The organism is Xanthomonas sp. 3075 (assembly GCF_014197275.1).
Classification (GTDB): domain Bacteria; phylum Pseudomonadota; class Gammaproteobacteria; order Xanthomonadales; family Xanthomonadaceae; genus Xanthomonas; species Xanthomonas campestris_B.
In genome coordinates, this window is sequence record NZ_JACIFI010000032.1 from 1 (window position 1) to 12,358 (window position 12,358).

Genomic DNA, 12,358 nt, shown 5'->3' on the forward strand with positions numbered 1-12,358 from the left:
TGCTCGTCAGTAAAACGCTTCTTCACGTCCAATCTCCTTCGGGGTAGGGAATTGGACTCCAAACTGAGGCGCTACTCAAAATCGGGGGGACGTCGCGGCAGCGGGATGCGGTTGCTGGAATGCCTGCGGTTGCGGATCAAGGATGTGGACATGGTTCGCTGCGAGATCGTGGTGCGCGACGGAAAAGGGGGCAAGGATCGGCGGGTGCCGCTGCCGCGCAGCCTGCGTGGGGAATTAATGCGGCAGCGCGAGCGGGCGCTGCTGCTGCATGCCGCTGATCTCGCCGAGGGAGCAGGACGGGTGTTCCTGCCGCATGCGCTGGCGCGCAAGTATCCCACTGCCGATGTCGAGCCCGGCTGGCAGTATCTGTTCCCCGCCGCGCGTCGATCGGTGGATCCGCGCAGTGGCCGAGTTGCTCGGCATCACGTGTCGGAGGAGATCCTGCAGCGTGCGGTACAGGCGGCACGGCGCCATGCGGGGATCGACAAGCCGGCGACCTGCCACACCTTGCGGCATTCGTTCGCCACGCATCTGCTGGAGGCCGGCCACGATATACGCACCGTGCAGGAGCTGTTGGGCCACAAGGATGTGGCAACCACGCAGATCTACACGCATGTGCTCGGGCGTGGGGCGTCGGCGGTGCGCAGCCCGCTGGATGGGCTGCGCATCGGCGATGGATGACGTCGCCGCCAGGAAAAGCCAACCCGCTGTGGGGGTTGGCGGTCAGGCGTCGGGACTGAAGTGTCTTCCACAGTCCGATGCCGGGATACGATGAAGACGGCTAAGAATCCGCGGTCTTCATGGCAATGCTTCAGCCGTCAAGCAGCGCCTTGTCGCGCACCGCACCCTTGTCCGCACTGGTCGCCAGCAACGCGTACGCCTTCAACGCCGTGGTGACCTTGCGCGGGCGCACCTCCACCGGCTTCCAGCCCTTGGCATCCTGCTCGGCGCGGCGACTGGCAAGCTCTTCGTCGGACACCAGCAGATTGATCGAGCGGTTGGGAATGTCGATCAGGATCTTGTCGCCATCGCGTACCAGGCCGATCGCGCCGCCTGCGGCGGCTTCCGGCGAGGCGTGGCCGATCGACAGGCCCGAGGTGCCGCCGGAGAAACGGCCGTCGGTGAGCAGGGCGCATTGCTTGCCCAGACCCTTGGATTTGAGATAGCTGGTGGGGTAGAGCATTTCCTGCATGCCGGGGCCGCCCTTGGGGCCTTCGTAGCGGATCACCACGATATCGCCGGCCGTTACTTCGTCGGCGAGAATGCCTTTGACCGCCGAATCCTGGCTCTCAAAGACGCGGGCATTGCCTTCGAACACGTGGATGGATTCGTCCACGCCTGCGGTCTTCACCACGCAGCCGTCGCGGGCGATATTGCCGTACAGCACGGCCAGGCCGCCTTCCTGCGAGAACGCGTGGGCGACATCGCGGATGCAGCCGTCGCTGCGGTCGGTATCCAGGCTGTCCCAACGCGTGGCCTGGCTGAAGGCAATCTGCGTGGGAATGCCGGCCGGGCCGGCCTTGTAGAACGTGTGCACCTTTTCGTCGTCTGTCTGGGTGACATCCCATTGCGCGATGGCATCGGCCAGCGTGCGTGCATGCACCGTGGCCGCGTTGGTATGCAGCAGCCCGCCGCGCGCCAGCTCGCCGAGGATGGCCATGATGCCGCCGGCGCGGTGCACGTCTTCAATGTGGTATTTGGGCGTATTCGGGGCGACCTTGCACAGCTGCGGCACGCGCTTGGACAGGCGGTCGATATCGCGCATGCCGAACGGCACTTCGCCTTCCTGCGCGGCGGCGAGCAGATGCAGAATGGTATTGGTCGAGCCGCCCATGGCGATGTCCAGCGTCATCGCGTTTTCGAAGGCGTCGAAGGTGGCAATGCCGCGCGGCAGGGCGGTGGGATCTTCGCCGCCATACCAGCGGTGGCACAGCTCCACCGCCACGCGTCCGGCGCGCAGGAACAGCTGCTCGCGGTCGGCATGCGTGGCCACCACGGTGCCGTTGCCCGGCAGCGACAGGCCCAGCGCTTCGGTCAGGCAGTTCATCGAGTTGGCGGTGAACATGCCCGAGCACGAGCCGCAGGTGGGGCAGGCGCTGCGTTCGAATTCGGCGACTTTCTCGTCCGATGCGCTGTCGTCGGCGGCGATCACCATTGCATCGATCAAATCGAGTTTATGTTCGGACAACTTGGTCTTGCCGGCTTCCATTGGGCCGCCGGAGACGAACACGGTGGGAATGTTGAGCCGCAACGCGGCCATCAACATGCCGGGGGTAATCTTGTCGCAGTTGGAAATGCACACCAGCGCGTCGGCGCAATGGGCGTTGACCATGTACTCGACCGAGTCGGCGATGATTTCGCGGCTGGGCAACGAATACAGCATGCCGTCGTGGCCCATCGCGATGCCATCGTCCACGGCGATGGTGTCGAATTCCTTGGCGACGCCGCCGACGCGCTCGATCTCGCGCGCAACCAGCTGACCGAGATCCTTCAGATGCACGTGCCCGGGCACGAACTGGGTGAACGAGTTGGCGATGGCGATGATGGGCTTGTGGAAGTCGCCATCCTGCATGCCGGTGGCGCGCCAGAGTGCGCGGGCGCCGGCCATGTTGCGGCCGTGGGTGGAGGTCTTGGAGCGATACTCGGGCATGGCGAAGTCGGCGGCTGATCAGCGAGCGGTGGCTGGCAATTAGAGCGCGTTGCGACTGTTGCTGCTGCAACCGTCGCGATGCGTTCTGGCGATTTCGCACGGTAGCACGCAGCTGTCGGGCGGGGCTGCGCGACGCGCGGGCTGTGCAGTAGCCGGTCAGGCGCTTGCGCACGCTGCGTGCCGGCGCGCAGCGTCCAGCATCTGCGCAGAAAACGCCAACCTGTTCCCTTCGGATCACGCATCTGCGCATCGCCGCGCTGGCCTGGAGCAGTGTGGCAACGATCGCGTCCTGCGTCCTGCGTCGTGCAACGCCGTGCCTCGGCAGGCGGTGCGTGTACGTTACTGGCGCTGCCGGGATCGAGACTGTTCCGCTTCCAGGGCGCGTTTGCGGTTGCTACAAGCGATACGCGATGCGCAGCTACACTAGGCGCATGTCTTCCGAGTTTTCCTGCCGTTCGGGCTGCGCAGCCTGCTGCATCGCGCCCTCGATCAGTTCACCGATTCCCGGCATGCCCGATGGCAAGCCGGCGGGTATGGCGTGTGTGCAGCTTGATGCGCGGCTGGGGTGCCGGCTGTTCGGCTCGCCGGCGCGCCCGGCGGTGTGCAGCAGCCTGCGGCCATCGATGGAGATGTGCGGGGCATCGCGCGAGCAGGCGTTGACGATGCTGGCCGCACTGGAGCAGGCGACCCAGCCTTGACAGCCGGGTGCGTCCACTCGGCGGTCAGCTGCCGCCCAGCATGCCCAGATACTGATCCTTGAGCCGCACATAATGTTGCGCCGAATAATGCAGGCTCTCGATTTCCTTGTCGCTGAGTTTGCGCGCCAGGCGCGCGGGATTGCCCAGCCACAATTCCGCCTCGCCAACCACCTTGCCCGGGCCGACCACCGCACCGGCGCCGACAAATCCGTAGCGTTTGATGGTGGCGCCATCGAGCACGCAGGCACCCATGCCGATCAGGCACAGGTCTTCGATGGTGCAGGCATGCAGGATGGTGCCGTGGCCCACGGTCACGTCCTCGCCGATGATGGTTGGATAGCCGGCCTTATTGAACGGGCTGTGGTGGCTGACGTGGATGATGGTGCCGTCCTGCACGTTGGTGCGTGCGCCGATCTGCACCTGATTGACGTCGCCACGGATCACCGTGCCCGGCCACACCGACACGTCATCGCCCAAGCTCACTTTGCCGATGATGGTGCAGGCCGGGTCGACATAGACGCGCGCGCCCAGCTGCGGGGTGTGTTCCAGGAACGAACGGATCGGGGTCACGGCATTCTCCACGCATCAAACAGGTCGCCCACGATGGGCAGTGATTGCATGATAACTGCCAGTGCGCGGGCCTGTTGAACAGGCCGCGCTGTGGCTGGGTGAGGAATGAGGCAATCACGCCTACGCGCTCACGAAGAAGACCCAGACTGAGCATCGACGTCGCCAGTACGACTCACGCATCCGCGTTGGCGTTTGTGCAACAAGAGCGCAGGTCACTTCGCCGTTGCGTGGCCCTGCAAAAGGTGCGCTATGGGTTTGCGATGGCCGATGTCCAGGCACTGCGACCGTGAAGGACGCTCCCCGGACGTTTGGCTACCGGTGGCAACTCGGCCTGCCGCATGCCCGGCAGCACGCCGCGACGCCCCGTTCCACACTGCCCGGCACGGTTGCTGGCCTGCTCAGCCGCCATGCGCCCACGCAGTCTGGCGAGGTCGAGCGGACCAAAGAAATCTCCCCCAGTGCCGATAAGACGTGATGACCCTCCGCACCCGTGGCGGGCGTTTTCGCGGACATCGTGCAGATCAGCGCTGGCATGCTCAGAACCATCGACTCAGATCAACTCCGCCCCGGCATGTATGTCTACAAGCTGCTGGGCGCGTGGGTGCACCATCCGTTCTGGAAGACGTCGTTTCTGGTCGATTCCGACGATGTGGAGAAGATCCATGCCAGCCGGATCGAGCAACTGGTGATCGACACCGCGCGCGGCCTGGATGTGGACAGGGGCGCGGCAGTCGGCGAGCAGGCTGCTGGCGATGCGCCATCGCCACCTCCCATGCCGGAACCGGAATCGGAACCGCAACCGCCGGAGTCGGCCCCCACCGCGCGCAGTGCGCGGACCAACAGCGTCACCGCGCAGGTCGGTATCGAAGCCGAAGTGGTGCGGGCGCGGCGTATTTTTGAAGACGGCCGCGACATGGTGGAAGCGATGTTTCGCGATGTGCGGCTGGGGCGCACCGTCGACACCGAGGCAGCGATGCCGTTGGTGGAAGCCATCAACGACTCGGTGCTACGGCACCCGCAGGCCTTGATCAGCGTGGCAAGGCTCAAGACCGCCGACGACTACACCTATCTGCACTCGATGGCCGTGGCCGGCTTGATGAGCGGGCTGGCGCGGCAGCTCGGCCTGCCCGAGGCGCAGGTGGTGGAAGCGGCGATGGGCGGCCTGCTGCACGACATGGGCAAGGCGGTGACGCCGCTGGAGATTCTCAACAAGCCCGGCCGGCTCACCGATGCAGAAATGGAGGTGATGCGCCAGCATCCGCTGGATGGGCATCGCCTGCTGATGGCCGGCGGCGTGCAGAACGCGGTGGTGCTGGAAATTGCGCTGCATCATCACGAAAAGATCGACGGCAGCGGGTACCCCAACCGCTTGGTCGGCGAAGGCATCTCGCTGATGTCGCGGATGGGCGCGGTGTGCGATGTGTATGACGCCATCAGTTCCGACCGCCCCTACAAACGCGCCTGGGACCCGGCCGAATCGCTCAAGCAGATGGCGTCGTGGAAGGGTCATTTCGACCCGGTGGTATTCCAGGCGTTCGTGCGCCGGCTGGGCATCTACCCGGTCGGCTCGCTGGTGCGCCTGGAATCGCAGAAGCTGGCCGTGGTGATCGAACAGACGCCAGACGCGCTGCTCAAGCCCAAGGTGCGCGTGTTCTATTCGGCCAAGCTGCGCAGCCATGTGCTGGTGCAGGACATCGACCTGTCGCGGCCCGATTGCCAGGACCGTATCGCGCAGATGGAAAGCCCGACCGACTGGGGCTTCCGCGATCTCGAAAAACTCTGGCTGCCGTAGGCGCGCTGCGCAAGTCTGCATTGCCGGGCGCGTGCATGCCCGGACATCGATGACCTCGACACAACGCTGCGACGACCCCGCCGTGGCAGCCACCGTAACGGGCTCGCCTGCGATCCGTACGTGCCTTCACACCCGCCCGGCACCCGCTCGCGGGCTAGCGGACGCGACTATGCTGCGCTGCAGCTTGGCAATGTAGTTATGATCTATAACTATTCTGCAACGCAATCACTTGCCGACCGGATCTCATGTCCACGCCATGCCTGGATCACCGCCGTCCCCCGCACATCGCAGCGCTGCATTGCGGTCAGGCGCGCGCGTGGACGGCCGGTGCGACGGCGGCGCGCACATGCGCATGGTCGCAGCAGGTATCGACAGCCGGCATGTCCACATCGCCAGGCCTTGCCGCGTCTACAATGCGCTGCACGCCGGGGATCGGCGTTGCGGACCGGGCGCATGGCGCGTACCGCTCCGCCCGCTGCCTTTGTCGCGAGAACCGTCATGCCCGCTACAGCCACTGCTGCACCGTTGCCCGATGCCATCACCGCGGTGGACCAGGCGCGTCTGCTACGACTGCTGGGCTACCGCATCACCCGCACCGAGCTGCTGGTGCGGCGGATGTTTCAGGAATGTGTTGCCGCTTTCGATCTGAAACCGGTCGATTTCTCCTTGCTGATGCTGGTGGATGGCAACCCGGGCATCAACCAGCGCCAGATCGGCGACGTCTTGCATGTGTCGCCGCCGAACCTAGCCATCGTGGTGGCGAGGCTGGTCAAGCGCCGTCTGCTGCGGCAGGTGCGCGGGCGTCAGGACCGGCGCATGCAGCATTTGTCGTTGACGCCGGCCGGCGTCACCCTGCTGACCGATGCCGAAGCCGAAGTGCTGCGCATGGAGCAGCAGCTCAGTGCGGTGCTCGGCACCAGCGAGGCGCCACTGCTGCGCGCGCTCGATCGTCTGGATCGGCTCGACACGCCGTAAACCCACTGCGCCGTCCCTCTGCCGGCCAGCGTGATCTCACCAACGTCTTGATGGCACGTGCCTTGCGCAGCGCGGGGATCGCCCTGCCTGATCGCGTGCCAGGTGGCACGCCCGCTGCTTCCTTCCAACGCTGGAGATGTGCGTAGTGATTCGATCCTCGGTGGTGCGTGGCGTGGCTGTCAGGGCGGCGTGGCGACTGCCTGCAGCGCTCGGCAGCGTGGCGCCGCTTGCGAGCGGGGCGACGTTTGCGCAGGGCGCGCCGCAGAGCATGGCGTTGACCAACGGCCTCTTTCGCAGCGAGCGCCGGCCCAACCTGCCCGACGGGGTTGCCTTCCGCAACGGCCAGGCCGGCGATGCGGGCTGGATCCATCTCGCCACCTCCTGGGAAGTGGTACCGAACGTGCGATTGGGCATCAACGCGTATTACCTCACGCAATTTCGCGATAACCGCACCAATGGCCGGCGCGTCCCGATGGCCGCCAGCGCGTGTTCTACGCAGGCCCAGGCGGCGTGTGGCGGTTCGATGCCAACAACATCCTGTTCGCCAATCTTTACCTGCCGGTGGACGTGAGAAATGCCGCTTCCGGCAACAACGTCAATCTGCAGTACGTCCATGTGTTCTAGTGCCGGCGCAGCTGGCTCCTAACGGAGGGTGGCAATGAATTTGCAAAACAAGACGATCGTGGTGACCGGTGTGGCGTCGGGCATCGGCGCAGAGGTCGCACGGCTTGCGCGGTTCCATGGCGCCACGGTGATCGGTGTCGATCGCACACCGGTGCAGATGACCCTGCATGGCTTCCATCAGGCCGACCTGGGCGACCCGGCCTCCATCGATGCGCTGGTGCGCGCGCTGCCGGAGCAGATCGATGCGCTGGCCAACGTGGCCGGCGTGCCCGGCACCGCACCGCTGGAGGTAGTGGCACGCGTCAACTACCTGGGCCTGCGCCATCTGAGCCAGGCGCTGTTGCCGCGTATCGCCTCCGGCGGCAGCATCATCAATGTCGCGTCGATCCTGGGCGCCGAATGGCCACAGCGGCTGGACCTGCACAAGCAACTGGCCGCCACCGAGAGCTTCGATGCCGGCGCCGCATGGCTGGCCGCCCATCCGGTGGCGCACGACACCTGCTATCAATACTTCAAGGAAGCGTTGATCGTGTGGACCTTGCTGCAATCGCGGCCGTGGTTTGCCGAGCGTGGCGTGCGCGTCAACAACGTCTCGCCCGGGCCGGTCTTTACCCCGATCCTTGGCGATTTCGCCGCCATGCTGGGCGAGGAGCGCGTCAAGGAAGACGCCAAGCGCATGACGCGCCCTGCGTATGCAGATGAAGTGGCCGAGGCGATCGTGTTTCTTGCATCGGATGCGGCGCGCTGGATCAACGGCATCACCCTGCCGGTCGATGGTGGCCTGGCATCCACCACGCTGTAATTCCCCACTGTTTTCAGCAGGAGGCTAGACCATGAATGCTCTTCCCAGCGGAGCGGCCGCTGCAATCGCCACTCCCGCGTGGCACGGCTGCATCTTCAATGGCGACTGGATACCGGGCCACGGCGGCGCCTTGCCGATCTATGAGCCGGCCACCGGCGGTTTGCTGCACGAGGTGAGCAAGGCCGATCTGGCCGATGTTGCCGCTGCCGTGGCACAGGCCAAACAGGCGCAGCGCGCCTGGGCCGCCACCGCGCCGCGCGAACGTGCTGCGGTCTTTCACCGCGCCGCGCAGGCGATGCAGGCACGCAGTGCCGAAGCCGCGTTGCTGATCGCACGCGAAACCGGCGGCATCTTGCCCAAGGCGCAGCGCGAGGTCGATGAGGCGGTGGCGTTCTACCAGCACGCTGCGGGCCTGCCGTTGCAGGCGATGGGGCAGGTGCTGCCGACCGGTGCCGGCCAGCTCAGCCTGGCCCGCCATTTGCCATTGGGCGTGGTGGCGGTGATATCGCCGTTCAACTTCCCGTTGATCCTGTCGCTGCGTTCGGTGGCGCCGGCATTGGCGATGGGTAATGCGGTGATCCTCAAGCCCGACCCGCGCACGCCCTACACCGGTGGCGTGATCATTGCCCAGGTGCTGGAAGAAGCCGGCCTGCCCAAGGGCTTGCTGCACGTGCTGCACGGCGATGCACAAATTGGCCAGGCGCTGGTGGAAGCGCCGGATATCCCGATGATCGCTTTCACCGGCTCGACTGCTGCCGGCCGCCGTATCGGCGAAATTGCCGGGCGACATCTGAAAAAGGTGGCACTGGAACTGGGCGGCAACAACGCGGTGATCGTGCTCGACGATGCGGATCTGGACCGCGCCGCATCGGCGATTGCCTTTGGTGCGTACATGCATCAGGGCCAGATCTGCATGGCCACCGGACGGGTGCTGGTACAGCGCAGCGTGGCCGATGCGTTGACCCAGCGTCTGGCGGAAAAGGCGCGTCATCTGCCGGTGGGCGACCCGGTCAGCGGCACCGTGGCACTCGGCCCCATCATCGACCAGCGCCAGCTGCAACGGGTGATCGATATCGTCACCGACAGTGTCGCCGCCGGCGCGGTGGTGGAAGCCGGCGCAACCAACGAGGGCTTGTTCTACGCAGCGACCGTGTTGTCCAACGTGCGCCCGGGCATGCGCGTGTTCGATGAGGAAGTGTTCGGGCCGGTGATCAACATCACCGTGTTCGACACCGACGAAGAAGCGGCGCAAATGGCCAACCACGGCGAATATGGGTTGGCTGCCGGCATCATGTCGACCTCGGTGTCGCGGGCGCTGGCGCTGGGCGAGCGCCTGCATACCGGCTTGCTGCACATCAACGACCAGACCGTGGCCGATGAAGTGATCAACCCGTTCGGCGGCACCGGCGCTTCCGGCAACGGCACCAGCGTTGGTGGTCCGGCCGATTGGGAGCAGTACACGCACTGGCAGTGGCTGACGATCAAGAGCGAGGTGCCGCAGTATCCGTTCTGATTGGCAAGGTGCAACCGACGTGTAGATGCAGTTGAAAGCTCAGTGCGTCGAGCGCGCGATGCCCTCACCGCTCGCAGGACACGCCGCAAGTACGTCCACGTAGGCTCGGTGGCGGCATCCATGCCGCCACACGGTCCCGCAAGCGGCGAGGACACCGCGCCATAAAGTTGGTCGGTGGTTGGATGAGAAGCGAACCATCTCGTTGTATTGGCTTGCTGTTGCGGGTCGCACCCACATGAGAGCTGGCGAATCAAAGGCGCGTCATGCTGCTTGCACCCTGCACACCGACCATCTTGAGGGGGCCTTGCCCGCCCAGCGTCGCGTAAGAGCCTACAAGGACGTACTTGCGGCGTGTCCCGCGACGCTGGGCGGGCAAGGACCTTGCAGGCAAACCACAGATCAGCTGCTCTGCACCTGAACTAGTGGTGCTGTCAAATCACTTCAAGACATACGGCAGTGAGTAATAGCCTGCCCCGCCCAACTGGGGGGAGAGAGTCGAAAGTCTGTTGGTCGCTCCTAATCACCGGCACGGAAGCATGTCGGCGAGCAGCCGGTGTGGCGGGCGAAATAGCGGCTGAAGTACGCAGCATCGAAAAATCCAAGCGCTGCGGCAATCTGCTGCACGCTCAGGCTGGTGTAGCGCAGGTTGCGACGTGCTTCGAGCATGATCCGGCGTTGCAGCAGTTCCAGGGCCGAGGCATCGGCAAGCCGTCGGCACAAGGCATTGAGATGACCCGGCGTCAGCCCCAGCTGGTCGGCGTAGCGGGAGATCGGCCAATGCGCGCGATAGTGCTGGTCGATCAAGGCTTGATACGCGCGCAGATGACGCAGCGCCGGATCGGCCTGCGCGTTGGCCACGGCCGCATCTTGCAGTCCCTGCAGTGCAGCGCGTGCGGTCCAGATCACCAAGTGCGTTGCTGCGGCCTGCAGCGCGGCTTCGTGCCCCATGCGTTGGTGCGCGTGGTCGTCGGCGATGCTGGCGAACAGCACATCGAGCAGGCGTTGCGATGCCTTGACCGGCAACACTGCCGGCATCGCCAGGCCGGATTGCAGCAGCGGTGCAGCGCTCAGTGCGTTGCGCACCAGTGGCATGCACAAGGTGATGACGTGCCCGCGGACCTGCGGGGCGAACGCAAACCCGTGCACGCACAGCGGCGGCAGCCACACCACGTTGGCGCCACGCAGACGCTGGGTGCGGCCATCCAGTTGCAGTGTCGCCGGCCCGCGCTGCACATACAGCAGCTGCGCCAGGTCTTCATGCCGGTGCGGGGTGATGTGCCAGTCATGCAGCCGGCTGCGCGCGGCGATCGATTCCCAATGCAATAACTCCGGTGCGTCGGCGTGCCGCTCGCCGTACAGGCCGAAGGCGGGAACAGCAGTGACTGCAGCAGTGTGGGGTGCGCGTGTGGGCATCGTCGAAAAGTCCAAGCACTGCGCGCAATCATCCCTTCAATGGTCGCGTTTGGCTACCGACACTGCAGGCCTGATCATTGAAGGCAGGAGCGCCGCCATGCGGACGCAAGTTGCAATCATCGGTGCCGGACCCTCGGGCCTGCTGCTGGGCGAACTGTTGCTGCGCGCCGGCATCGACACGCTCATCGTCGAGCGGCAGACGCCCGAACACGTGCTGGGGCGTATCCGCGCCGGGGTACTGGAGCAGGGCAGTGTGGAGCTGCTGCAACGCGCCGGTGTGGGCGATCGCCTGCAGCGTGAAGGCCTGCCGCATCATGGCTTTGAACTGTCGCTCGACGGCCAGCGTGAGCGCATCGATCTGCTGCGCGGTTGCGGCCGCGGGGTCACCGTGTATGGCCAGACCGAAGTCACTGCCGATCTGATGCAGGCGCGTCAGCGCAGTGGTGCGCCGACCTACTACGACGCACACGACGTCACCCTGCACGCGCTGGACAGCGCTGCGCCCAGCGTGGAATTCACCCATGAGGGCAGTCGCATGCGCGTTGCCTGCGACTACATCGTCGGCTGCGATGGCTTTCATGGGGTCAGCCGCGCCAGCATCCCGGCCGAGTGCATGCGCCTGTTCGAGCGTGTCTATCCGTTCGGCTGGTTAGGTGTGCTGGCCGATACGCCGCCGGTGCACGATGAACTGGTCTATGCGCGTCACAGGCGTGGCTTTGCATTGTGCTCGATGCGCTCGCCTACCCGCACGCGCTATTACGTGCAGGTGCCCGCCGATGCCCGTGTGGAAGCCTGGAGCGATGCGGCGTTCTGGGATACGCTGCGCGCACGGTTGCCGGCAGCGTTGGCAGAGCAACTGGTCACCGGCCCATCGATCGAAAAGAGCATCGCGCCGCTGCGCAGCTTCGTTGCCGAACCGATGCAGTACGGCCGTCTGTTTCTGGCCGGCGATGCGGCGCATATCGTGCCGCCCACCGGCGCCAAGGGGCTGAACCTGGCGTTGGCCGACGTCGGCCTGCTTGCGCAGCTGTTCGTGCGCTGGAAGGCATCCGGCGATGCCGAGGTGCTGCGTCAGTACTCGGCATTGGCGCTGCAGCGGGTGTGGAAGGCCGAGCGGTTTTCGTGGTGGATGACCACGCTGCTGCATACCTTCGACGACGAAGATGCCTTCACTGCGCGCATCCGCCAGGCCGAGCTGGAGTATCTGCTCGGCAGCGAGGCTGGCCGCGCGACCATCGCAGAAAACTATGCGGGGCTGCCGCTGGTCGAAGTGGCCGAGGTCTGAAGCAGTCTGTTCAAAGGTCATTTTTTTATCACCAGG

10 protein-coding genes and 1 pseudogene are annotated in these 12,358 nt (G+C 65.3%); 8 read left to right on the plus strand and 3 right to left on the minus strand.

Annotated features, from left to right (window positions below):
* On the plus strand, positions 1-681 hold a 681-nt coding region (locus GGR62_RS19800; protein WP_260306322.1), incomplete at its 5' end, for an integron integrase.
* 130 nt (positions 682-811) lie between these two features.
* Here the strand turns inward: GGR62_RS19800 and ilvD are convergent.
* The gene (gene ilvD / locus GGR62_RS19805) at positions 812-2,650 is read right to left on the minus strand and encodes a dihydroxy-acid dehydratase (protein ID WP_184409543.1); all 1,839 of its coding nucleotides are present in this window, start codon (positions 2,648-2,650) and stop codon (positions 812-814) included.
* A gap of 431 nt (positions 2,651-3,081) precedes the next feature.
* On the opposite strand from ilvD, the gene GGR62_RS19810 reads away from it, so the two are divergent.
* A complete protein-coding gene (locus GGR62_RS19810) occupies positions 3,082-3,348 on the plus strand; it encodes a YkgJ family cysteine cluster protein (RefSeq protein WP_184409544.1) in 267 nt (88 codons plus the stop codon).
* A gap of 24 nt (positions 3,349-3,372) precedes the next feature.
* On the opposite strand, the gene GGR62_RS19815 is transcribed toward GGR62_RS19810, so the two are convergent.
* Positions 3,373-3,918, minus strand: a complete 546-nt coding sequence (locus GGR62_RS19815; protein ID WP_184409545.1) for a gamma carbonic anhydrase family protein — start codon at positions 3,916-3,918, stop codon at positions 3,373-3,375.
* A gap of 532 nt (positions 3,919-4,450) precedes the next feature.
* Here GGR62_RS19815 and GGR62_RS19820 point away from each other — a divergent pair.
* From GGR62_RS19820 to GGR62_RS19840, 5 genes and pseudogenes are all read left to right on the plus strand, one after another.
* On the plus strand, positions 4,451-5,710 hold the full coding sequence (locus tag GGR62_RS19820; RefSeq protein ID WP_184409546.1) for an HD-GYP domain-containing protein: 1,260 nt from the start codon (positions 4,451-4,453) through the stop codon (positions 5,708-5,710).
* Positions 5,711-6,208: 498 nt separating this feature from the next.
* Positions 6,209-6,685, plus strand: coding sequence for a MarR family transcriptional regulator (locus GGR62_RS19825; protein WP_046964772.1), 477 nt, complete (start codon positions 6,209-6,211; stop codon positions 6,683-6,685).
* Between the two features lie 289 nt (positions 6,686-6,974).
* Positions 6,975-7,309, plus strand: a pseudogene (locus tag GGR62_RS19830) (transporter); the annotation flags it as partial.
* Positions 7,310-7,343: 34 nt separating this feature from the next.
* Complete coding sequence (locus GGR62_RS19835) at positions 7,344-8,111, plus strand: coniferyl-alcohol dehydrogenase (RefSeq protein ID WP_184409547.1); 768 nt, start codon at positions 7,344-7,346, stop codon at positions 8,109-8,111.
* Between the two features lie 31 nt (positions 8,112-8,142).
* Positions 8,143-9,624 (plus strand): benzaldehyde dehydrogenase, encoded by a 1,482-nt coding sequence (locus GGR62_RS19840; protein WP_184409548.1) that lies wholly within the window; start codon positions 8,143-8,145, stop codon positions 9,622-9,624.
* A gap of 516 nt (positions 9,625-10,140) precedes the next feature.
* On the opposite strand, the gene GGR62_RS19845 is transcribed toward GGR62_RS19840, so the two are convergent.
* Positions 10,141-11,037 (minus strand): helix-turn-helix domain-containing protein, encoded by an 897-nt coding sequence (locus GGR62_RS19845; protein WP_184409549.1) that lies wholly within the window; start codon positions 11,035-11,037, stop codon positions 10,141-10,143.
* Between the two features lie 97 nt (positions 11,038-11,134).
* On the opposite strand from GGR62_RS19845, the gene pobA reads away from it, so the two are divergent.
* Entirely contained in the window at positions 11,135-12,322 is a 1,188-nt protein-coding gene (gene pobA, locus GGR62_RS19850) for a 4-hydroxybenzoate 3-monooxygenase (RefSeq protein WP_184409550.1), read from the plus strand.
* Positions 12,323-12,358: the final 36 nt, after the last annotated feature.

What these genes read in the sequence shown, in the direction of transcription:
- ilvD (WP_184409543.1), bottom strand. Translation starts at nt 2,650, where the DNA reads ATGCCCGAGTATCGCTCCAAGACCTCCACCCACGGCCGCAACATGGCC.
- GGR62_RS19810 (WP_184409544.1), top strand. Translation starts at nt 3,082, where the DNA reads ATGTCTTCCGAGTTTTCCTGCCGTTCGGGCTGCGCAGCCTGCTGCATC.
- GGR62_RS19820 (WP_184409546.1), top strand. Translation starts at nt 4,451, where the DNA reads ATGCTCAGAACCATCGACTCAGATCAACTCCGCCCCGGCATGTATGTC.
- GGR62_RS19825 (WP_046964772.1), top strand. Translation starts at nt 6,209, where the DNA reads ATGCCCGCTACAGCCACTGCTGCACCGTTGCCCGATGCCATCACCGCG.
- GGR62_RS19835 (WP_184409547.1), top strand. Translation starts at nt 7,344, where the DNA reads ATGAATTTGCAAAACAAGACGATCGTGGTGACCGGTGTGGCGTCGGGC.
- GGR62_RS19840 (WP_184409548.1), top strand. Translation starts at nt 8,143, where the DNA reads ATGAATGCTCTTCCCAGCGGAGCGGCCGCTGCAATCGCCACTCCCGCG.
- GGR62_RS19845 (WP_184409549.1), bottom strand. Translation starts at nt 11,037, where the DNA reads ATGCCCACACGCGCACCCCACACTGCTGCAGTCACTGCTGTTCCCGCC.
- pobA (WP_184409550.1), top strand. Translation starts at nt 11,135, where the DNA reads ATGCGGACGCAAGTTGCAATCATCGGTGCCGGACCCTCGGGCCTGCTG.